This is a genomic window from Mycobacterium sherrisii (assembly GCF_002102355.1).
Lineage (GTDB): Bacteria > Actinomycetota > Actinomycetes > Mycobacteriales > Mycobacteriaceae > Mycobacterium > Mycobacterium sherrisii.
Genome location: NZ_LQPT01000084.1, coordinates 23,623 through 45,635 on the forward strand (window position 1 = coordinate 23,623; position 22,013 = coordinate 45,635).

The 22,013-nt window shown below is 67.3% G+C and carries 19 protein-coding genes and 1 pseudogene; 10 read left to right on the plus strand and 10 right to left on the minus strand.

The window, feature by feature from the left end; all coding sequences use genetic code 11:
- Positions 1-83: 83 nt before the first annotated feature.
- Positions 84-461 (minus strand): DUF5073 family protein, encoded by a 378-nt coding sequence (locus AWC25_RS16960; RefSeq protein ID WP_085167135.1) that lies wholly within the window; start codon positions 459-461, stop codon positions 84-86.
- Positions 461-1,246, minus strand: a complete 786-nt coding sequence (locus AWC25_RS16965) for a heavy metal-binding domain-containing protein (RefSeq protein WP_085167136.1) — start codon at positions 1,244-1,246, stop codon at positions 461-463. The genes AWC25_RS16960 and AWC25_RS16965 overlap by 1 nt, the downstream gene beginning before the upstream one ends.
- Positions 1,247-1,620: 374 nt before the next feature.
- On the opposite strand from AWC25_RS16965, the gene AWC25_RS16970 reads away from it, so the two are divergent.
- Both AWC25_RS16970 and AWC25_RS16975 read left to right on the plus strand, forming a co-directional pair.
- Positions 1,621-2,307 (plus strand): ABC transporter ATP-binding protein, encoded by a 687-nt coding sequence (locus AWC25_RS16970; protein ID WP_372513591.1) that lies wholly within the window; start codon positions 1,621-1,623, stop codon positions 2,305-2,307.
- Positions 2,304-4,829: an ABC transporter permease gene (locus tag AWC25_RS16975; RefSeq protein WP_069401718.1), complete on the plus strand. Its 2,526-nt coding sequence runs from the start codon at positions 2,304-2,306 to the stop codon at positions 4,827-4,829. Before AWC25_RS16970 ends, AWC25_RS16975 begins: the two co-directional genes overlap by 4 nt.
- An 11-nt stretch (positions 4,830-4,840) precedes the next feature.
- Here AWC25_RS16975 and AWC25_RS16980 read toward each other — a convergent pair whose 3' ends face one another.
- The 4 genes from AWC25_RS16980 to AWC25_RS16995 form a co-directional block, all read right to left on the minus strand.
- On the minus strand, positions 4,841-5,473 hold the full coding sequence (locus AWC25_RS16980) for a class I SAM-dependent methyltransferase (protein ID WP_069401717.1): 633 nt from the start codon (positions 5,471-5,473) through the stop codon (positions 4,841-4,843).
- On the minus strand, positions 5,463-6,038 hold the full coding sequence (locus AWC25_RS16985) for a DUF4389 domain-containing protein (protein ID WP_069401755.1): 576 nt from the start codon (positions 6,036-6,038) through the stop codon (positions 5,463-5,465). The genes AWC25_RS16980 and AWC25_RS16985 overlap by 11 nt, the downstream gene beginning before the upstream one ends.
- A 74-nt stretch (positions 6,039-6,112) precedes the next feature.
- Positions 6,113-7,324 carry an FAD-dependent oxidoreductase gene (locus tag AWC25_RS16990; RefSeq protein ID WP_069401716.1) on the minus strand — a complete coding sequence of 404 codons (1,212 nt, stop codon included), beginning with the start codon at positions 7,322-7,324 and terminating at the stop codon, positions 6,113-6,115.
- A gap of 191 nt (positions 7,325-7,515) precedes the next feature.
- Positions 7,516-8,397 (minus strand): SDR family NAD(P)-dependent oxidoreductase, encoded by an 882-nt coding sequence (locus tag AWC25_RS16995; RefSeq protein ID WP_069401754.1) that lies wholly within the window; start codon positions 8,395-8,397, stop codon positions 7,516-7,518.
- A gap of 513 nt (positions 8,398-8,910) precedes the next feature.
- Between AWC25_RS16995 and AWC25_RS17000 the strand changes: the two genes are divergently transcribed.
- From AWC25_RS17000 to AWC25_RS17030, 8 genes and pseudogenes are all read left to right on the plus strand, one after another.
- Positions 8,911-9,720, plus strand: coding sequence for a SigB/SigF/SigG family RNA polymerase sigma factor (locus AWC25_RS17000; RefSeq protein ID WP_069401715.1), 810 nt, complete (start codon positions 8,911-8,913; stop codon positions 9,718-9,720).
- A gap of 105 nt (positions 9,721-9,825) precedes the next feature.
- Positions 9,826-10,455, plus strand: coding sequence for a hypothetical protein (locus AWC25_RS17005; protein ID WP_069401714.1), 630 nt, complete (start codon positions 9,826-9,828; stop codon positions 10,453-10,455).
- A 186-nt stretch (positions 10,456-10,641) separates the two neighbouring features.
- Positions 10,642-11,319 (plus strand): TetR/AcrR family transcriptional regulator, encoded by a 678-nt coding sequence (locus AWC25_RS17010; protein ID WP_069401713.1) that lies wholly within the window; start codon positions 10,642-10,644, stop codon positions 11,317-11,319.
- Between the two features lie 70 nt (positions 11,320-11,389).
- Positions 11,390-12,619 carry a cytochrome P450 gene (locus tag AWC25_RS17015; protein ID WP_085167137.1) on the plus strand — a complete coding sequence of 410 codons (1,230 nt, stop codon included), beginning with the start codon at positions 11,390-11,392 and terminating at the stop codon, positions 12,617-12,619.
- A pseudogene (locus tag AWC25_RS26625) lies at positions 12,613-12,726 on the plus strand (short chain dehydrogenase); the annotation flags it as partial. The gene AWC25_RS17015 and the pseudogene AWC25_RS26625, both read left to right, overlap by 7 nt.
- Before the next feature lie 41 nt (positions 12,727-12,767).
- Positions 12,768-14,000, plus strand: a complete 1,233-nt coding sequence (locus tag AWC25_RS17020; RefSeq protein ID WP_085167138.1) for a M24 family metallopeptidase — start codon at positions 12,768-12,770, stop codon at positions 13,998-14,000.
- On the plus strand, positions 13,990-15,105 hold the full coding sequence (locus AWC25_RS17025; protein WP_085167139.1) for a M24 family metallopeptidase: 1,116 nt from the start codon (positions 13,990-13,992) through the stop codon (positions 15,103-15,105). The genes AWC25_RS17020 and AWC25_RS17025 overlap by 11 nt, the downstream gene beginning before the upstream one ends.
- Positions 15,106-15,229: 124 nt before the next feature.
- Entirely contained in the window at positions 15,230-16,591 is a 1,362-nt protein-coding gene (locus AWC25_RS17030) for an HNH endonuclease signature motif containing protein (protein ID WP_211281055.1), read from the plus strand.
- Here AWC25_RS17030 and AWC25_RS17035 read toward each other — a convergent pair.
- The 4 genes from AWC25_RS17035 to AWC25_RS17050 are packed head-to-tail and all read right to left on the minus strand — an operon-like array spanning position 16,588 to position 21,978.
- Positions 16,588-17,886: a hypothetical protein gene (locus tag AWC25_RS17035; protein WP_085167140.1), complete on the minus strand. Its 1,299-nt coding sequence runs from the start codon at positions 17,884-17,886 to the stop codon at positions 16,588-16,590. The two genes, AWC25_RS17030 and AWC25_RS17035, sit on opposite strands and share 4 nt — an antisense overlap.
- Positions 17,887-17,890: 4 nt before the next feature.
- Positions 17,891-18,655: an SDR family NAD(P)-dependent oxidoreductase gene (locus AWC25_RS17040; protein ID WP_069400575.1), complete on the minus strand. Its 765-nt coding sequence runs from the start codon at positions 18,653-18,655 to the stop codon at positions 17,891-17,893.
- On the minus strand, positions 18,640-20,991 hold the full coding sequence (locus AWC25_RS17045; RefSeq protein WP_085167141.1) for a CaiB/BaiF CoA transferase family protein: 2,352 nt from the start codon (positions 20,989-20,991) through the stop codon (positions 18,640-18,642). The genes AWC25_RS17040 and AWC25_RS17045 overlap by 16 nt, the downstream gene beginning before the upstream one ends.
- Positions 20,992-21,009: 18 nt before the next feature.
- The gene (locus AWC25_RS17050; protein ID WP_069400577.1) at positions 21,010-21,978 is read right to left on the minus strand and encodes an enoyl-CoA hydratase/isomerase family protein; all 969 of its coding nucleotides are present in this window, start codon (positions 21,976-21,978) and stop codon (positions 21,010-21,012) included.
- Between the last annotated feature and the right edge of the window lie 35 nt (positions 21,979-22,013).

A 22,013-nucleotide genomic window follows, 5' to 3' on the forward strand; every position in this document is an offset into this window, starting at 1 on the left:
GCGGTACCGAGCCACAGTGCGAGCCATAGCGGCCTAGCGACCACCGCGGACACCGAAATGCGTTGTGCCAACAGTTGATTCGCTCAGTAGCGGGGTGCCGCTTCGAGCAGTTCGATCGCCGCGTCGAGGTGCGGGATGATCGACGGGCCGTAGGCGGCCACCACCTGTCCCAGCGCCCGGGCGATATGCGGTCCGACGGCGGCGGCCGCGAGCACCTCCTCGGCCAGCACGATGTCGTTGACCACGTGGGCGGCGCTCAGGCGGCCGTCGGGAGTGAGCTCGTATCGCCACTCCCCGATCCGGACTCGCTCGGGCTGCGAGCGGAAGAACCCGCGGCGCGCCGGAGTCAGTACGACGCCCGGAACACCACAGAACACGCTGATCACCTGCCCGACCCCGCCGGGGCCGCCGAGTGCGGCGCCTACGGCGCGGCGCGCTCGGTCCTGGTCGAAGCTCGTCATCAATCGCTCATCGGTAGCACGAATGTCGGCGTGATGGTCTGTGGTTCCCCGATGCGGCGCACGGCGGTGCCCGCCACGTAGAACTCGACCGTGTGGTGTCCCCAGGCGTAGTTGGAGATCGCGAAATGCACGCCGACGACGCCGTTTCCGCCGTCGCGCTCGGCCTCGCTCTGCATCCGCGACATGGCCAGCTCCCGCGCTTGATAGCTGCCCTGCGTCCATTGCGGCATCTCCGCGTTGCGACCCACCTGGCTGAGCGTGCGCAAGAAGCCCTGGACGGCAATGTGGAACACGCAGTTGCCCATGACGAATGCGACCGGCGCGAACCCGGAGCGCAGCAACGTCGTCAGGTCCTGACCGGTCAGGTGGCTGGTGAATGCCTGGCCGCCGGGCCGGCGGTAGGCGCCGGGCTTCTCGGCGAATCGCACGGCCGTTCCTACTGCGATGAACTCGAGGTGCTCCCCCTCACCCTGGTGGCGCCATTCGAGCCGGACACCGACCACCCCGTCGGCGCCCAGCGCGTCGGCCTCGGCCTGCATCCGCGACATCGCATTCCAGCGGGCCCGGTAGGTCGCATCGGTCAGCACGGGGAGCTCGGACTGCTGTCGGATACCGGTGAATTGGTAGCCCACGTGATAAACCGAGACCCCCATGACAAGCTCCATCGGCTCGAATCCCGCCCCGTGCAGCAGAGCGAATTCGTTGATCGACACATCGGAGGTGAATATTTTCCCGGCATGCGACAGACGTTCGCTGGCCACGGGGTCGAGCGGATTTGGCTGCATCGTCGAAGACCCTCCTGCGGTTCGCAGCTAGCGTAAGCCCCCGCGCCCCCGCGCACACCCACAACGTGCGACATCGCCGACCGCGCGGGCGTCGAACGGCCCGGGCAGCGCGGCCGGTTCACGCCGCCCGTGCTCCCCCCGCGCGGTTGTGCGGCGGGTAGCTACGCGCCCGCCGGGTGTTGCTGGCCCCGCGGTCCGGGTGGCTTCCGATGAACCGATCACGTTTTGGTCTCGTGATAACCGATAACGGCGCTTTGGGCGCCCGGCACGGTGAGTGGTAGCCATGCGCCGATGAGATGGGGACTCGCGGGAGGGTCATGTTCAGACGAGCCGGCACCAACGTTGGTCCAAAGCACAAACTGCTGACCATCGAAATGCGCGACGTGGTGCGCGAGTACCAAATCGGCGGACAAACCGTGCGCGCACTCGACGGGATCAGCCTCGAGCTCGAGGGCGGGCAGTTCGTGTCGATGGTCGGACCGTCGGGTGCGGGCAAGAGCACGATGCTGCACTTGCTCGGCGCGCTGGACACCCCGGATTCCGGGTCGATCGAATTCGACGGCGACGAGATCAGCCAGCTCAATGACGAACAGCAGTCACGTTTCCGGCATCAACGCGTGGGGTTCGTCTTCCAGTTCTTCAATCTGCTGCCGACGCTGTCGGCGTGGGAGAACGTCGCGGTACCCAAGCTGCTGGACGGGGTTCGGCTGGGTAAGGCCAAGCCGGATGCCATCCGGCTGCTGGAGCGGGTCGGGTTGGGGCACCGCACCGAGCACCGCCCGGCGGAGCTGTCGGGCGGCCAGATGCAGCGGGTCGCTGTGGCGCGCGCGCTGATGATGGACCCGCCGCTGATCCTGGCCGACGAACCGACCGGCAACCTCGACTCCGTCACGGGCGCCTCGATCTTGGCGCTGCTGGGTGAGGTCGCGCACGAGGCCGGTCGGGGCCGGTTGGTGGTGATGGTGACACACAACCCGGAAGCGGCCGAAGCGACCGACCGGGTGATCATGATGCAGGACGGCCGGGTGGTGTCCAACGAGCGAGCGGCGGCCTTGGTGTGAGCACCGGTTCGTCCATCGCCGCCACGGCAAGCCGGTTGCGGCTGTTCAGCCTCCGCGAACTCGCCGTGCACCGGCGGCGCACGTTCGCGTCGATGGCGGTAATGGCCGTCTCCGCAATGTATTTGGTCGCCGTGTTCGGCATCTTCGGTTCGATCACCGGGTCGGTCAATCGGCTCAGCGACGGGATCGCCGGGATCGCCTCGCTGGAGGTGTCGGGCATCACCGACGCCGGCTTCCCGGACAGCATCGCCGCCGACGTCGCCGCGGTGCCCGGGGTGGCGACGGCCGCGCCGATGATCCGGACATCCGCGTCGACGCCGTCGGGACCGGTGTTGTTGTTCGGTGCCGACCAGCGCCTCTCGGCATTGGGCGGTGCGCTCAAGGGCGCCCTGAAGGGCGACGCGAAAGACCCGGCCGCTCAGCTGGCCAATCCGTCCGGGCCCGCCAATGGCGTTCAGGTGGGCCCCGGGGTGGGCCGCCGCAAAGGTGAGACCTTCCAACTCGGCTCGGGCTCGGTCACGGTGACCGAGGTGCTCACGGGTAAGGATGTGTCGGCCCTCAACGGCGGGCATTATGTGCTGGCGCCACTTGCGTTGGCGCAGAACGTCACCGGCAGGCAGGGTCAGCTGGATTCCATTCTGATCACCGTCAAACCCGGCGCCGAGCTACAGCAGGTCCGCGCAGCGGTCAACGCGGCGGTGAACGGACGCGCCATCGTGGCCGACCCGAGTATGCGCGCCACGCGCGCCGGCGACGGCGTCAAGCTGATGAACTACATGGCGCTGATGGGCGCGATGGTCGCCCTGATGGTCGGCGCCTTCCTGATCTACACCACGATGACCATGGCGATCACGCAGCGGCGCCCGGTCATCTCCCTGCTGCGCGCCATCGGGGGGCGGCGCGCCACGATCGTCCGCGACATGCTGGCCGAGGCGGCAATTCTCGGCGTGATCGGCGGCGGAATCGGGTCGGCACTCGGAATCGGGCTGGGCCGCTTGGCGATTGGCCGGCTCCCCGCGGCCCTGACGCAGGGCCTGGAGGCCCGGATCGAATACTGGCTGCCCGGCTACGCGATACCGATCGCGCTGGTCACCACCACCCTCACCAGCGTGGTGGCCTCGGCCATGGCCGCGCGGCAGGTGTACAAGGTGGCGCCCATCGAGGCCTTGGCGCCCGTCGGGGTGTCGGTGGCCGATCGGGTGCCGCGCTGGCTGCGCATCGCGTGTGGGGTGAGCGCGGTACTGGTGTTCGCGGCGGCCATCGTCGTCGTGCTCTACCAGCGCGGCGTGCTGGCGTTCGTGGCGATGTCGGCCGTCTTCGCCGCGGAGGTGACGCTCGGCTTCGCCCTGGCCATGCCCATCGTCGGCGCCGCAGCCGCAACCTCCCGGATCTTCGGCACCGCGGGTGCGCTGGCCGCGGCCACCATCGAGCGCGCCCCGCGACGGGTCTGGGCGACGGTCATGACGGTGGTCATCGCGGTCGTCACGACCGTCACGATCACCGGCACCAACACCGACATGATCCGCTCCGCCCGCGCCATCTTCGCCCCGGTGACCGACAGCCCGGTGTGGGTCAGCGCGAGTCCCCCGGATACCTACCCCACCGACGCGCTGCCGCAAGGACTTTCGGAGAAACTCGCGGCGCTGCCCGATGTCGCCCGGGTCACCGAGGGCGCCTTCGGGTTTGCGGAAGTCGGCGGCACCCGGGTGATGCTCGACGGGTTCGCGGCCACCACTGCCGATCCTTTGTACCGGGCGCTGGACCACCAGGAGCGCGAGGCGGTGCTCGCCGGACGCGGAGTCGTACTCACCCAGAATCTGGGCAAGACGCTGCACGTCCGGGTCGGCGATCCGTTGCGCATGCAGACCCCGCACGGCGTGCGGCAGGCCACGGTGCTGGCTCTGGTCCCCTACTTCTCCACGGTCATCGGCACCGTCGGGATGAGCCTGGATCAGTTGCGGTCCTGGTTCGATCGCCCGGTGGCGACCAGCCTGCAGATCGCTGCCGCGCCGGGCGTCGATCCGCATCGATTGCTCGGCGATATCCGCGGCGCCGTGCCCGCGCCGAATTACGTGTTCGACGGTCGCGCCGAGCTGGCGGGGCTGGAAGCACCCATGCACCAAAGCATGTTCATCGCCAACGCCGTGTGGATCATCGTGATGTTGGTGGCCGCGGTCGCGCTGCTCAACACCTTGACGCTGTCCGTGCTCGAGCGCCGGCGCGAGATCGGGGTGCTGCGCGCGATGGGATCCAGCCGCCGATTCACGCTGCGGATGGTGCTGGCCGAGGCGGCCGGAATCGGTGTCGTGGGCGGGCTTTTGGGCCTGGCGTTCGGTTGCGCCGACCAGTGGCTGTTCAGCTTGGTCAGCGCCGACATGATGAATTTCCAAGTCACCTTCCGGCCGAGCTGGATGTCGCTGGCGTTCACCCTGGGCGCATTGGTCATCAGCATGCTGGGCTCGGTGCCGCCGGCACGGCGGGCGGCGGGACTGAACATCATCGAAGCGGTCGGCGTCGAGTAGCGGTTAGTCGATCACTCGTCGATCAGCGTGGCGAAGCCCTGCAGGTGAGGTTTGCAGGGGAACGGCACCGGGGTGCGCGCGAGCCGGTGCAGTCCGCTGGTGTCGAATCCGGCCGCGGCGATGGAATCGATTGTGCGGCGGTTGGGTTCACACCCGGCCGCCAACCAGGACCACGGTTTGGCGATCAGATCCTGCAACCGCCCGGTCGCGCCCTCACCCCGGACATGCTCGAGAACGACCAGCCTGCCCCCCGGCACCAGGACGCGGCGGATCTCCCGCAGCGTCGCGGCGACGTCGTCGACCGAACACAGCACCAGCCCAATATGGACGGAATCGAAACTGTTGTCCGCGAAGGGTATTGACTCGCCGGTGCCCTCCACGATGTCGGCCGTGATGCCGTGCCGGAGTGCGAGGCGAGACGCCGCCTGCCGAAACGCCGCCACCGGCTCCACCGCGGCGACCGAACTCACCGCGGGCGGCACGAATTTCAGGTCGGTGCCCGGACCAAGCCCCACCATCAGCAGCCGGCCCCTGGCGTGGGCAAGCGCGCCGCGGCGGTACCGGTTGTAGAACAGCCGGTCGAACAGCGGCTGGCCGAACCGATATACCAAGGGAAATAACGGATTAACGCGCTTAACGGCCACCTAAGTCCATCCGGAAAGGCGGATATTCGTCACACATCAACGATACATATGCCGCGACTCGGTAGCGCCATCGACAGATGCCGACCAGCAGATCGAACATGCCCCGCGGCATCGACCCGGTGGCCAACAACGCAGCCGCGGCGATCACGGTGAGCACCTGCAACAGCGGCTCCATCGCCCAGCACAGCACGATCTGCGGCAATCCCAGCAGCCACCATTTCACCAGCACGGCCCACCGCGATAACCGCTCGGGATATGCGATCTCGAGGTCCCCCGGGTAGTCGGGCCGGGCGGCCAGCGTGAAGGGCGGGTACCTGTCAGTGCTGTTCATCGGGAACCGGTAATTCATCACCCGCCACGACCAACGCAACACGCCGACGTTGAAATCGAAGATCAACCGCGGGTAACGCCCGGTGAGAAGGATTGCGATGCCCGCAATCAACGTCATCGGCGGATAGACCAGGTAGAGCAGGATCAGGATGGGATAGTGCGGCACGGCCAGGACACACCATTTGAGCAACCAGAGCCAGCGTGACGGCGCGTCGTCGTAGCATCTGACTCGCACGGTGTCGGTCCTCGTGGGCGATTCGGCGACTGCGCTTTTGGTCGTGGGCGTGGGCGTGGGCGTAATCACTGCCGTCACGCCCCGACCGGGCTTGCCGCCGCGAGGTCGCGACCGACCTGTGCGGCGATGCCGGGGTGGCTGGTCATCCGCACGAAATGAGTCAGTGCCCAGGTATGCACCCGATCCGGCAGCAACGCCGCGGGCCGCAACACCGATTCGGCGTGGGAGACTTGCAGCGACGCCATCCGGGACACCGCACCTACCTGTCGCCGCCGGGTTTTCTCGTACCCGCGCAGCGCGCGGGACAGCGCGGTGCGGCCGCTGTCGGCGCGAACCTCGTTAAGCGCCGCACCCAGGACCATCGTGTCGAGCAGGGCCTGATTGGTGCCCTGCGCCAGGGTCGGTGGCATCGTGTGCGCGGCGTCGCCGAGCAGCGTCACGTGCCCCGCATTGAGCGCGCCGGGAACCGGATGCCTGAAGTGGGGGTAGGGCGAGCGGGCCAGGTCCGCGTCGGTGAGCCTGTCCAAGACCAGATCCACCACGTCGGACCAGCCGCAGAAGGTGGAGCGGATCACCTCGATCGGTCGTTCGGGCCGCACGAAATCGTGGGCCCACGGCAAGTCGAACCACCACTGCACCCGGTCGCCGCCGGCGGGCCACACGCCGGTGTTCCCTCGCTCACCGATGACGATGTAGGCGATGTCTCGCTCGACAATCTCCGGCACGCTCACCAGCCCCTGCCAGCTGCACCAGCCGGTTGCTTCGGCCGGCGGCGCACCGACCACATCCCGGATCACCGAATGCAGGCCGTCGGCACCGATCAGCAGGTCTCCCTCCACCACCCCACCGTCGTCGAAACCGACGGCCACGCCGTCGGGCATCGTGATGACTCGGGTCGCGCGGGCATTGCGCCGGATGGCCTCCCCGGGAAATCCGTCCATCAGCCGTTCCAGCAGCACCTGGCGAGGCACCATTCGCACCGGCGCGCCCAATCGGTGCGCCAAGGCGCTCACGTCGACGGTGGCGACCCGGCGTCCCGTTGAGGTGCGCACCCGAACGCTGGACAGCAGCTGACCGGCCCCACCCATGTCGACGCCCAGCTGCCGCAGCACGGTCTCGCCGTTGGACCAGATGGTCACGGCGCCACCACCGGCTCGCGTGTCGGTGCGCTGATCGAAGACGGCGACGTCGTGCCCGTCACGTAGCAACCGCCGGGCCACCGAGATCCCGCTGACCCCGGCGCCCACCACCAACACCCGCAGCGGCCGACCCGAGGCTGCCCGCATGGGCGGTAAACAGCTGATACGACCGCCGGTGCCTACCCGCTCACGTTGTTCCATCCGCCCCCCCGATCGCGGCATTCGGCCGCTGGGTGATCGGCCACCTCGCTCCGGTCGTCACTTTCCTGGAAACGTTGGCGCCCGCGGATCGGTTCAAGGCTTCCGTCGATGCCCGGTGGACGCCCAGCGCAGGCGGGTCAACTTGGGGCGATCATCCGGTGCAGGTCCTGGACCGACCACGGCTGACCGCCGTGATGGTCGCGATAGCCGAGGAGCGACGGGGTGGGCCGATCGAAGCGGCCGACGAATCCGCCTGCCGCGACCAGGATCTGACCGGTTACCTCGCACGCCAGGTCGCTGGCGAGGTAGGCGTACAGCGGGGCGACGAAGTCCGGCGGGGCGCTGTCCAACGACGCTTGCCTGGCCACCTCGTCCAGCAGGCCACGGCGGTACAGATCGTCGATGTGTTTCTCGTACTCGGTGCCGGTGGACAGCCGGGTCCGCGCGCCCGGGCACACCACATTGGCCCGGACGCCGCTGGCTTTGAGCTCCGCGGCGATCGCCAGGGTCAGACCGTTGACGGCGCCCTTGCCGGCCGGGTAGCCGGTGCCGCCGTAGTCGCCGAGGAAGGCGACCGAGCTCGTGTTGATGATCGCCCCGTGCCCCTGCGCCACCAGCACGGGCGCCGCGACGCGGCAGGTGTGAAACACGGTGCCGAGGTGTGCCCCGATAAGCCGATCGAAGTCGGCGGGCGAGATGTCCAGGATCGACGAGCCCGCGGGTTCGGCGATGCCCGCGCAGTTGACCAAGGTGTCGAGGCGTCCGAACTCGTCCAGGCAGGTTTGCACGAGCAGCTTCGCGACGCGTTCGTCATCGGCTGCTCCGGTCACGCCGGTGGCCCGTCCGCCGGCCGCTCCGATCGCCGCCACGGTTTCGGCCACCGCATCCGCGTCCCGGCCGTTGACCACCACGCGGGCGCCGTGGCGGCAGAGCAGTTCGGCGACCGCACGTCCGATCCCGCGGCTGCCCCCGGTCACGACCGCGCCCCGCTCGGCCAGCAGCTCGGCCGGGCCGCTCATCGGTGCGGCCGCCCGGCGCCGGTCACCCACATCTGCCGAACAGTACCCAGCGGACCGCGAGACGAGGATCTCGGGTCCCGCCATCGTCCTTGACCCAGACGTCAATTTATGTTTGCTGGCGATCCGCAGCTTGCTCCCGACGGCGCAGTTCCGGCCCGAGCGAGGTTGCTCGGGAGCTGGTTGCCAGAAAACAATCGTGCAATCCGTGCTGATGCGCGTAGTATTCAAAGCTAAGTCCGTTCTGGACACGTCGCCGTTTAGCTAAAAGCGGTCTGTCAGCCGCACGGCTGTCGGGTTAGGGCTCCGGCGTTCTTCACATATCCGGCCCGCCCCGTTCCGGCGATGCGTGCGCTGCCTTTGATCAATCCGTGTCGACGGACTGGTGCAGTGGAGTGCCGTGCGCACGCCTGCGATACCCCTGCACGCGACTTCGTTAGGAAGTGCCGCAATGCAAAACCGTTGGTACGCAGTTCCTCTCGCAAAATCCCTAACAGCGAGGGAGCACTCAGCAACATGACCGAAGTACTCACACCAACCAGGCCCGCCCGTCCGGCGTCCACCCGCAACGACGACTCCTACGACGACGTAGTCGAGATGTTCGTGGTGCTGCGCACCATGCCGGCCGAATCGCACGAATATCGCCGGCAGCGGGAGCGCATCGTGAACCGATGCCTGCCCCTGGCCGACCATGTGGCTCGTCACTTCGGGCGCCGCGGCGAGGGTCTTGATGATCTGACCCAAGTCGCTCGCCTGGGGTTGATGAACGCCATCAATCGGTTCGATCCGGACAAAGGCCCGAGCTTCATCGGGTTCGCGATTCCCACCATGATGGGCGAGGTTCGCCGTCATTTCCGCGACTACAGCTGGGGCATGCGGGTCCCGCGCCGACTGCGCGAGCTTCACGTCCAAATCAGCCGGGCCACAGCAGATTTGGTTCAGAAGCTGGGCCGCGCCCCGACGGCGCGTGAGCTGTCCGAGGAATTGGGCGTCGCACACGAGGAGATCGTCGAATGCCTCGTCGCGGGTGACGCCTACCAGCTCGAGTCGCTGGACGCGCCGGTGGGTGCCGACAGCTCGGGCAAGACGCGCCTGGTGGCCGACGCGGTCGGCGGGGTCGATCCCCAGATCGACCACATCACCAACCGGGAAGCGGTGCGGGCCTTGATCGCCGCGCTTCCGGAGCGCGAGCGCGAGGTTCTGCATATGCGATTCTTCGAATCGATGACGCAGAGCCAGATCGCCGAGCGCATCGGGGTATCGCAGATGCAGGTCTCGCGAATCTTGGCCAACACCCTGACATCCCTGCGTGACCAGCTGGAGTAGTTCGCAACTGCGGTGCCTGGGCGGCCCGGCGACGCATGCACTGTACTGTGCCTTTGGGGTGCAACCGGCCCTGTCGACTGACCGAGCCCAAAGGAGCACGATGCGATGAGGCTTTCACAACCAGTGGTCGCGGGAGTCGTCGGCGTCACGGCGCTGGCACTGGCGGTCGCCGGATGCGGCGGTAACAAGACGACCGCGCCGACCAAGTCGGGGTCGGCTACCTCATCGACCAGTGCGGGCATTGGCGCTCCCTCGTCCTCGGCCGCCTCGGCGCCGGCGCAGCCCAACCAGTACACGACGTGGCTGATTGCGGCCAGCGACATCAACGCGCCGGAGCCCTTCACGGCCGCGCCGCCGACGAGCGACCCGAACGGCCAACCCGGTGCCTCGGTCGTCTTCAGCACCCAGGACAACAGCCACGTCATCAAGGACACGATCCAGGTGTACGACGACCCTGGCGCGGCGACAGCAGCGTTGAACGTCGCGAAGTCCGGTCAGGGCGGCATCATCAAACACCCGGCCACCGACCCGGTCAAGGTCGGCACGGACGGGACGATGGTGTCCGGAAACTCCACGGACAACTCCAAAGGCATTGCGGTGCTGCTGTTCACCGAGGGCAAGGTGTTGGTGACGCTGGAATTCGACGGCCCCGCCGACACGCTCCCGCCGCCGGACTTCGTCAGCGATGTCGGCCAGAAGCAGGATGCCGCGGTCAAGAAGGGCCTGGGCGGCTGACCTCGCGCCGCGGGTCGCCGCGGCCACTGGGGATACGACTGCCTCTCACGACAGGTGATCGGGGTACGGCGAATGGCGTACCGCCGCAACGTCAACGAAGGCCGTCACTGATTGTCCGAGCCGGGCCGGCAGCGGCGGCGTTGCGGCATCGGTTTAAATAAACCGCTTGATTTAATCCGCGCGCCGGTGTTCACTGAGGCGGTGAAAGCCGAGCGGACGCTGCGCTCCCACCGGTCGACGGGGACCCGCGAAGCGATTCTGTCGGCCGCCGAATGGCTGTTCGCCGAGCGCGGGATGTATGCCGTGTCCAACCGGCAGATCAGCGAGGCGGCCGGGCAGGGAAACAACGCGGCGGCGTGCTACCACTTCGGCACCCGGACCGAGCTGCTGCGGGCGATCGAAAGCAAACATCGCGAACCGATCGAAGAACTGCGCGCGCAGATGTTGCGCGAGATCGGCGACTCGACCGAATTACGGGACTGGGTGAGCACATTGGTGCGCCCGCTCACCGACCACCTCGCCGCGCTGGGCACCCCCAGTTGGTACGCGCGGTTCGCGGCCCAGGCGATGGCCGATCCCACCTATCGTCACGTCGTCACCAAGGACGCGCTGACGTCGCCTAGGCTGGTGCAGACCGTCGAGGGCATCAACCGGTGCCTGCCCGAGCTGCCCAGACGGGTGCGCTCCGAGCGCATCGTCATGGTCCGAAACCTGTTGATGCACACCTGCGCCGAGCACGAAGGCGCCCTGGCCGAACACGGCCCGCGCGCACGATCGGCCTGGCCGGTTGCCGGCGAGGGGCTGATCGACGCGATCGTGGGGCTGTGGCGAGCACCGGTGCACGTGAGCGCCGCGGGCAACTGACCCGACGCCGGCCCGGAGACGTGACCGGAGACGTGACCGGAGACCGACCCCGAGACCGAAGAGGAGCACGATGACCGACATCGCGACCGATGCCGCCACCGAAATCCCCGACTTCCCCATGACGCGGGATCCGGCCTGCCCGTTCGCTCCTCCCCCAGACTCGTTGGCGCTCAACACGAGCCGGCAGCTCAGCAGGGTCCGAATCTGGGACGGCAGCACTCCCTGGTTGATCCACGGTTACGAGGCGATCCGGACGCTGTTCACCGATTCGCGCACCAGCGTCGACGACCGGCTGCCCGGGTATCCGCACTGGAACAAGGGGATGCTGGCAACCGTGCACAAACGGCCCCGCTCGGTATTCACCTCCGACGCCGAAGAGCACACCCGCTACCGGCGGATGTTGTCAAAACCCTTCACGTTCAGGCGTGTTGAGGGATTGCGCCCTGCGGTACAGAAGATCGCCGACGAGCGGATCGACGCCTTACTGGCCGGACCCAAGCCGGGCGACGTCGTGGGCACGCTCGCGTTGCCGGTGCCATCCCTGGTCATCAGCGAACTGTTGGGTGTGCCCTACGAAGACGCGGATTTCTTTCAGGAGCAAGCTCAGCGGGGCACCGGGCGGTATGCGACCGAAGAGGACACCGCGCACGGCGCCGCTTCGCTGGCGAAGTACATCGCCAAGCTGATTCGCGCGCGGATGGAAAACCCCGCCGAGGATCTGGTGTCCGATCTGGCGGAGCGGGTCAACGCCGAAGAACTCAGCGTGCGCGAGGCGACCCAGCTCGCCCTCGGTGTGCTGATCGCCGGTCACGAGACCACCGCGAACATGATCAGCCTGAGCATCGCGGCGTTACTCGAGCACCAGGACCAGCGGCAGTTGCTCTGCCAGACAAAGGATCCGAAGGTGATCGCCACGGCGATCGAGGAACTCATGCGCTATCTCAGCATCATCCAGACCGGTCAGCGCCGCATCGCCGTCGAGGACATCGAGGTGGGTGGTGAAACGATACGGGCCGGCGAAGGCATCATTCTTGATGTTGCGCCGGCGAACTGGGATGCCCGGCAGTTCCCCGATCCCGGTCGACTCGACCTCACCCGGGACGACGGCGCGCACGTCGGTTTCGGCTATGGCCGCCATCAATGTGTCGGACAGCAGTTGGCGCGCATGGAATTACAGATCGTGCTGCCCACACTGCTGCGCCGGGTGCCGACGTTGCGACTTGCCGTGCCGGTCGAAGATCTTCCGTTCAAACACGACACGCTGGCCTACGGCGTCTACGAGCTGCCCGTGACATGGTGAAGCCGGATCTCCCCCTGACCGTGCCGGATCTGTCCGGCAAGCTGGCGATTGTCACCGGGGCCAACAGCGGGCTGGGATTCGGCCTGGCCTCGCTGAAAAGCGTTGCAGTGGTTGGCGGCAACATCAAGAATTTGCTGGGGATCTCGGCATGACTGCTATCGCTGGCCGCGACAGGGTCCTCGATATCCCCGACGAGCCGGACTGGGCCCGGATGCGCACCGAGGTGGGGGCGCGGTTGCGCTCGGCGATGGCCGAGCACGGCGTCGACGCGCTGATCCTGCTGATGAACGGCCACGTCGGGTACGCGACGGGCGCCAGTTGGCCGCTGCTGGACGCGGGCCTGTCGCACGTGGAACGCCCGGTCGCGGTGGTGCTCGCCGATGATGTGCACCCGCACCTGTTCATGCCGTTGCGCAGCGGAGCCTCGGCGGATGCACCGGTGCCCGACGATCATCTGCACGACCCGGCGTACCTCGAATTCGACCACGGGGTCGAGGATTTCGCGCGGCAGCTGGCCGGCCTGGTCCCGCCTGGAGCGAGTATCGCCGTCGACGAGCTCACCGGGGCGATGCGCCGGGCAGCGACCAAGTTGTTCCCCGCGGGCCCGCCGACGGACGCGGCGATCGTGCTCGGCGCCGCGCAACTGGTCAAGACCCGCGACGAGCTGTCCTGTCTGCGCCGGGCGGCCCGCATCACCGAAGAGGCCATCGTCGACGTGCAACAGGCGCTGAGACCCTGTGTGCGGCAGATCGACTTGTCGGCCACCTTCGTGCGTCGCGCCTTCGAACTCGGGGCCACCACCAACATGCTGGAGGCCATCTGGCAGGTCATGCCGAGCTCACGGGCAGAGGGCGTGTGGACGACGCACGGGGATCTGGCACTGCCGCTGCTGCCGACCGAGCGCCAACTGGCCGCCGGCGACGTGCTGTGGACCGACATCAGCATCACCTACCACGGGTACTGCTCCGACTTCGGTCGAACCTGGGTCGTGGGCCAGCAGCCCACCGGTGAACAGCAGGATCAGTTCCGGCAGTGGCGAACTGTCCTGGACGCCGTCCTCGCCGTGACCAAAGCCGGTGTGACGTCCGGTGATTTGGCGCGCGCGGCGATCGCCGCCAACGGTGGCCGCAAGCCGTGGTTGCCGCATTTCTATCTGGGGCACGGCATCGGCACCTACCCGGCCGAGGCGCCGATGATCGGCACCGATCTCGGCGAGGCGTTCGACGACAACTTCGTCTTCCCGCCCGGCATGGTGCTGGTGTTGGAGCCCGTCATGTGGGAGGACGGCACCGGAGGCTATCGCAGTGAGGAGATCGTGGTGATCACCGAGGACGGCTATGTGCCGATCACCGACTACCCCTATTCGCCCTATGGCGACTGAGGTTCTGCCCGACGACTGGGCATTGCGATCCGGACGGCGGGAACGCGCGCTGGCCCAGATGGACGAACACGGCCTGGACATCCTGGTGCTCGGCCGGCAGGCCAATATCCGCTATGTCACCGGGGCGCCGCAGCTGTGGATCGCCGGGACGCGCCCGTTCGGCCCGATGTGCGTTGTGGTGCGCGCGACCGGGGCAATCTACCTCAACAGCACCGACGACGAAGGGGTGCCGGAGGAAATCGACCACGATCATCTCTACGGGTTGGCGTGGAATCCGTTGACCCTGATCGACGTGCTGAAGAAGGTCGACGGCGCCGACACCGCACGGCGGGTCGGGACCGACGCGATCACGCCGACGTTCGCCGCGCTGCTGCCCGGCGCGTTCCCCCATGCCGAGCTGGTCGACGCCGAGCCCGCCCTGCGCGCGGCGCGGCGTATCAAGACCGCCGACGAGATTGCCGCGATGACCGCCGCGCTGCGCATCGCCGAGCACGGACTCGCCACGGCCCTAACCGAATTGGCGCCGGGCGTCTCGGAGCAGACGCTGGCCGGGGCCATGATGGAGGCTATGGCCGCCGGCGGGGTGAGCACGCCGGCCACCCAGGACGCCGCGTGGGTGACCTCGCGGCAACGGCCGTGGCATCGCGGCGCGGCCGAGGCCGGGCCGGGTGACCTCGTCGCGTTCGCCGCCGGGGCGCTGGCCAATGGCTATGTCGCGGAGGTGGGCCGAACCTGGCCGGTTGGCGACGGCGCCGAGGCGCGGGGGCTGTTCGGACGCTCGAATACGTTGTACGACAAGATGGTTAGCGCCTGTCGTCCGGGCGCGTCGATCCGCGACCTGCTTGCCGCCTACCAGGCCGCCGGGGAACCGATACCGCCGATGCCGATAGCGCACGGTCTGGGGCTGGGCTTCGACCCGCCGGTAGTATCCGAAACGCTTTTGGCCGCATGCGAACACGACCGCCTCGATGCCGGGATGGTGCTGGCGCTCACGGGATATGTGTGGCAGCGCGGCGTCGGTGCGGTGTTCCGCCGGGACACCGTCCACATCACCGAGGACGGCGTCGACGCGCTGACCGCCAGCCCGTCGTGGAGCGATAGCTAGGAGACCGGGCCTTCCTCGGCGCAGCTACTAATCCGTCGGCAACTTCTGTAATCCCTTGCAGCACTTTGGTTTCACCTGTCACAAGTGGGCCGTTTTTGTCGGTGGTTGTCGATAAGTTCGGGGCGTGAGTACGGATCGCGAGGCATTGTCAGCGGCTTTCGACACCATCGACGCTGCCTTCGACGAGCTTGTCGCACACGACTACGACGCGTTGACCACCCACGAGCAGCTGGCGATGCTCGAGCGCTGCGAAAAGGTGCGCCGCCGGCTGCCGGCCATCGAGCACCAGTTCGTCAACAACCTCGTCCGGCAGGCCACGCCTCAAGAAATCGGCGGCAAGCTGTCGCATGCGATTGCCGAGGCGACCTTGATCAGTCGTTCCGAAGCGTCTCGGCGCATTAGCGAGGCCGCCGACCTGGGACCGCGGCGCGGGTTGACCGGCGAACCGCTCCCGCCGACGTTGGCGACCACCGCCGCCAAGCAGCGTGAGGGCGCGCTCGGGCCCGGTCAGGTGGCGGCGATCCGCAAGTTCTACCACCAACTGCCCGGCTGGATCGATGCCGCTACGCGTGAACAGGTGGAAGCGAAATTGGCCGCCGAAGGCACCAAATACCGGCCCGAACAAGTCGCCGATTTGGCCGCCGTTCTGGCCGACTGCATCAATCCCGATGGGATTTACACCGATCAGGATCGCGCGCGGCGCCGCGGCATCACGCTGGGAAAGCAACAGGCAGACGGTATGTCCGAACTACGTGGCATGTTGACGCCTGAGGCTCGCGCAACCGTCGAGGCGGTGCTGGCCAAATTGGCGGCCCCGGGTATGTGCAACGGGGACGACGAAACCCCTTGTGTGGATGGCACACCGAGTCAGCAGACGATCGACGGCGATCACCGTTCGGCGGCCCAACGTAACCATGATGGCCTGCTGACCGGGATGCGCGCCTTACTGGCATCCGGGAAGTTGGGCCAGCACAACGGCCTACCGGCCTCGATCATCGTGACCACTACCCTTGCGGAGCTGGAGGCCGCCGCCGGTCGCGGCTTGACGGGCGGCGGCACCATTCTGCCGATGAGCGACGTGATCCGGTTGACCCGCCACGCCCGGCACTATTTGGCGATCTTCGACAAGGGCAAAGCCCTGGCGCTGTACAGCACTAAACGGCTGGCGTCACCGGCGCAGCGATTGGTCCTGTACGGCAAGGAGCGCGGCTGCTCCGCCCCGGGCTGCACCGTGCCCGGTTACTACTCCGAAGTCCACCACGTCACCGAGTGGGCCACGTGCCACACCACCGATGTCGACGACTTGACCTTCGCATGTGGCACCCAGCACCGCATGCTGCGACCCGGCGGTTGGACCACCCGCAAGAACAGCAGGGGCGAAACCGAATGGCTCCCGCCTCCGCACTTGGATCGTGGCCAACCGCGCGTCAATACCTTTCATCATCCCGAAAAGTTGCTCCAGGACCGAGACGACGACGCGCCCTAGGCGACGCGGCCTTCCTCGGCCAGGGCTGCCTCGAGCAGCTCCCCCGCCCCATACCGCTGCCACGCGCTGAGCAGATTGCACAGCATCTGCAGCGGCGCGCGCACGCCTTCGTCTGCCCGGATGCGTGGGTCCTTGCGGGTGCGGGGCCCGTCGACGCCAAACTTCCTTCGTATCAAGGCCGGCACGTCCAGCAGCCAGGCCACGCCCATCGCGGCGGCGTATAGCAGGGTGTGGCGGCGCAACCGGGCCCAGTCCAGCTCTGGGCCGCCGTGTCGGCGCACCTCGACGACGAACAAATCCAGCAGTTCGGCCAAATGACGTTCCCACACATACGTTTCGGCGCCGGACAAGGCTCCCCAGATGGCCATGCCCATGTTCATCTGGCCGACACATCCCCAGTCCATCAACCCGCAGTTCAGCACCCCGTCAGCGGCTCGCCAGAACCACGCGTTGTCGATGTTGGCATTCCAATGGCACAGCGCGACGTAGTCTGCGTCACCGGCCAACTGGCCCACGATCGCGTCCTCGTGGTGCGCCAGGCGGGGCACGTCGACGCGCAGCCGGGCCAGGAAGTCCGGTGAGCGCACCTTCGCCGGCAGCAGTCCGGGGTGGGTGTCGGCGAATTCGGCCAGCTGGTTGAGCCGTCGTTCCAGTTTGGCCACCGACAGCGGCGCGCGCTCCCCCACCATCGCGGCCCGCACGTCCAGCGGAAAGTGCGCGATCTGCTCGGCCGGCAGCCGCCCGGAACGGTGGGTTCCGGCCAGCCGGGCCAGTGCGGTGAGCAGCGCCCGGTAGTGCTCGACCGGCTGGGGCATTTCGTAATCCAGGCACTTATGGTATTGCGGTTCGATTCCGTTGTCGCCGAATCGGATTCGCTCGGTAATCAGAATCCCCGTTCCGCTTTCCCGGTGGTAATCGCCGAACAGCGCGGTGGGCACCGCGATCGGGAAACCGGACGTCCGGGACAGGGCCGCGAATCGCACCTCGGGCTGCAGCTGGGTTTTGCCCCGGTCACGAATCGGATCGTCAAAATCCCGCGAGAACTTGACGAACAGTTCGGTGTGCAGATTCGGTGCGGCCGTGGCGTATTCGATCGACAGCATGACTTTGCGTCCGGTGCTGCCGCCGTGCACTTCGGCGAAGTCCGCAACCTTGGCGACGGCAGCGTCCTCACCCAGCACGCCCGATGCCCGGAACGCCGCGGTGAGAAATTCCGCGCCCGCCGCACGCAGCGATGCAGGGTCCGCGGGAAACGCCAGGCCGCACTGATCCCCGACGACCCACCGCGCACCCATGTGGTCACCAGGTCTGTTCGGCGGCCCGCACCAGCATGTGGTTGACAGCCACCCTGCGGTCGCGGGTCACCATGAACAGGACCGCGTCGGCAATGTCGGAGGGCCGCAGCTTCATCATGCCGGCGGTCTGCTGTTCGAACGCCCGCCGGGACGAGTCGGCCAGGTGGCCGAAGATTTCGGTGTCCACCGTCCCGGGCCCCACCACACCGACCCGGACCCGCTTGCCCAGGACCTCCTGGCGGATACCCTCGCTGAACGCGTTCACCCCGAACTTCGTCAACGAGTACACCGCGGTGTTCGGTCGGGCCACCCATCCCGCGGTCGAACTGATGGTGACCAGGTCGGCGACCTGCCGCGGCGAGTCGGCGGCCGCCTCGATCAGGTGCGGCAGGGCGGCGCGGGTGCCGTAGAGCACGCCTTTCACATTGACGTTGACCATGGCGTCCCAGTCTTTCAGTGACGACTCGGCGGCGGGCGCCGACTGCATGAGGCCGGCGTTGTTCACCAAGATGTCCAAACGCCCCAGCTCGGCCACGGTGTGCTGTACCGCGTCTGCCACCTGCTCGGCATCGGTGACGTCGGCCGTAACCACAAGTGCCGTGCCGCCCGCGGATTCGATCTCCGCCTTCAGCTGTGTCAGCCGGTCGGCGCGACGGGCCAGCAAGGCGACCGCGGCACCGGCGGCGGCCAGAGCTTTAGCCGTCGCCTCGCCAATGCCGCTGCTGGCACCGGTCACCAGTGCCGCCGTCTGTGTCAGTGTCCCCGCCATAGCCCGCCCAACGTCGGTGCCGCACCCAGTATTTCGTGGAGAACATAGCCGGTGTCCTCGCCCAGGTCTGGGGCGCCCCGCTCGACGCGCGCGGGCCCGCGCGTCATCCGCCACGATGCCCCCACGATCGGACGCTGGCCTTCGCGGTGATCGGAGACGAAGCGGTAGAGTCCCCGCTCCCAGAGTTGTTGATCGGCAATCACATCCAATGCGGTAGCGCTCTTGGCCGCCGCCACACCCGCGGCGCGCAGCCGCCGAGCAAGATCCTCGGCGTCGTGACTGCGGGTAAGGCGCGCGAGGTCGGCATCGAGCGCATCGACGTGCGCGCGCCGATCGTCGGCTGCGACGTAGCGGGGATCGTGCGCCAGTGCGGGGACATCGAGCGCCCGGCACAGCCGCTGCCACTCGGAGTCGTCGGAGATGGCTAACGACACCCAGGACTCGTTTGCGCACGGGTAGCAGCCGTGCGGACACAGGTCCGGGTGATTGTTGCCGTCGGGACCGAGACGTCGCCCGGTGAGGCTTTGTTCGACCAGGCAATCGCCGATCATCGACGAGAGGGTCTCGACGGCCGAGACGTCGACGAACTGCCCGGCACCGGTGATCTCCCGGTGTAGCAGCGCCACCACCGCGGCGTAGGCAGCGGCCGCGCCGACGGTGGAGTCCCCGTAACGCATGCTGGTTCCCAGCGGTGACCCACCGGGATAGCCGACCAGCGGAGCGAGTCCGGCCAGCGCGGCGAAGCAGGGCGCGTAGCCGGTCTGGTGGCCGAGCGGACCGTCGTTGCCCCACATCTTGATCGACACCGAGATGATGTCGGGTTTGATCTCGGTGAGCTGGCGATACCCCAGGCCTTGACGCTCCATCGCGCCCGGTCGCAGGTTGTTGAGCACGACGTCGCTGCGCGCAATCAGGTCGCGCAGCCCTGCCATGCCGACGGCCGACTTGATGTCGAGGTCCACGCTCAGGATCTCCGGGTTGATGCTGAGAAAGAACGGCGCGTGGTTGACGTCCGTGCCGCCGTAGGCACGCATCTCTTCGGGCAGGGCGGCCGTCTCGACCTTGATCACCTCCGCGCCCAGCAGTGCCAGCAGTTTGCCTGCGTACGGGCCGGCCCACACCTTGGTCAGCTCGACGACGCGTACCCCTTGCAGCGGTCCGCCGCGTGGTCGTTTCGGCGGTTTCAGTTGCGGCGACCGCACTGTCGGTGCGGTGTGTGCGGCCGCGCGTAGCCGGTGCATGACCTGATCGGTGTGCTGCCCGAAACTCGGTGCGGCAGAGGTGATTGTGGCAGGCGATGCGCTTAGCGCGTACGGCACCGTGGGGTAGGCGGCCTCGCCCAGCACCGGATGAGCGACGGTCTGGAAGAAGCCGCGGTGGCGATACTGCGACGACGCGTGCAGATCGGCGGCATCGTTGACCGGCACCAGCGGCACGCCGAGCCGCTGCGCCGCGTCGGCCGCCGTTTCCTTGGGCAGGCCGCGCACCCACCCGGCGAATCCTTGCCGAAATGCCGCCACCTTCTCCGGCGTCACCGAGAACTCCAGCCAGTCGTCGTCGAAAGCTTCGAGCCAATCGGGTTGGCCCAACAGCGTTTTCACGCCAAGCCAATGGGCGCGGCTGGTCATGTACAGATAGACGAAACCGTCGGCGCAGGCGAAGAACGACGCCGGCCCTTGCTGGTCGTAATCGTCACGGGTACCCGACGCGGGGACCTCCCCGGTGATAAACCGGCCCAGGACGCAGTCGGCGCGGGAGACCAACACGGCCTGCTCAGAGATGTCGATGCACTCGCCCCGGCCGGTATGCAAACGCCCGAACAGCGCGGCCGTCACGCACAATGCCGCCTCCAACCCCGCTTCGTAGTCGGCCAGAAACCGGCCGGGCCCCCGCAGCGGGGGTTTGCCGGCGTCTGGATGACTCGGCGTGTGATAACCCCACCCGCTGGCATGGAACACGTTGATGCTCTTAGCATTCGCGTACTCGGGACCCGCGCCCTGCCCGAACGGGGTGATCGAACAGAACACCGCATCGGGATGCCGGCCGGCCAGCGTCGTCGCGCCGTCGTGAATCACCGCGTCGGCGGTGTCGATCAGCTCGTGCAAGCGCGAAGCGTCCAACACCACCGACTGCTTGTTGGTGTTCAGATAGGCGAACACGGCGCTACCATCGGGCCCCTCCCGTACGCGTGGGGCCATTGCCCGGGTGGGGCTTCCGCACCCGGGCGACTCGACCTTGATTACCTCGGCGCCGAAGTCGGCCAGCAGCTTACCGCAGTACTCGCCGGCGACCGACTCGGCCAGCTCGACGACCCGGAAGGCCGTCAGCGCCGACATGTCAGCTCTCCCAACGGGTCAGGGTTTCGCGCGGCCGGAGCGGCTCAGGCGCCACTCCGGCGGGAAGTTCATGTCGTTGTCCTTGACCACGTTGTTGAGGCCCTTGTTGAAGGTGCCCTCGGTCAGGTCGACTTCCTCGGCGTCGTTCTGGATCATCGGCAACATGCCCTCGACCATGCCGGTGAGCAGGCTGCCGAAGTATTCGCCCTTGTGCTGCTTGTAGAGCTCGAGGAAGGTCTTTTGCACCGCAACCGTGTCGGTCGGGCGGGATCGCGAGCAGGCCAGCGCGTACTTCTCGGTCTCCTTCTCCAGTTGATCGCGGGGCACGACACTGTTGACGAAACCGCAGTCGTACATTTCCTTCGCGCTGAAAGGCCGGCCGGTGAAGAGCATTTCGGAGAACTTCCGCAAGCCCATCGTCTCGGCCCACCACCACAGCCGGGGACCCCACCCGACGTAGCGGAAGGCAGGGTGACCGAACAGCGCGTCGTCGGAAGAGATCACCAGATCGGCGTCGCCGGCCTGATAGAAGTGCCAGCCGTAGCAGTAGCCCTTGGCCTCGACGATGCTGATCTTGCGGAGCTCTTGCAGCGGCCGGTTTCCCGCGCGGGCCTTCGCATAGAAGTCGGTGACGGTGGACAGATAGCGGTAGGACCCGCCCGGCGGGTACTTGACCTCGTCGTCGTTGATCGCAAGCTCGTGATGCAACGGAAGCCCGGGGTTTTCCAGCATGGGGCGCTGCTCGGGCAGGTCCCCGCCGCTACCGAAATCTTGCCCTTCTCCCCGGATCACGACGACCTTGACCTCGTCGTCCACGTTGCACTTGTGGATCAGGTCGGCGTAGTTCTGCCGCATTCCCAAGCTGGTGGCGTTCTGGGCGTCGGATCGGTCGAAGGTGATGTAGGCGATGCGGTTCTTCGTGTCCTTTTCAAACTTGATGTACTGCTCGGCTTCTTTCTTCAACTTTTCGTAGTCGAATTCGACCATGAGCTTTCTCCACTTCGTTGTGTCTACTCGGCTTA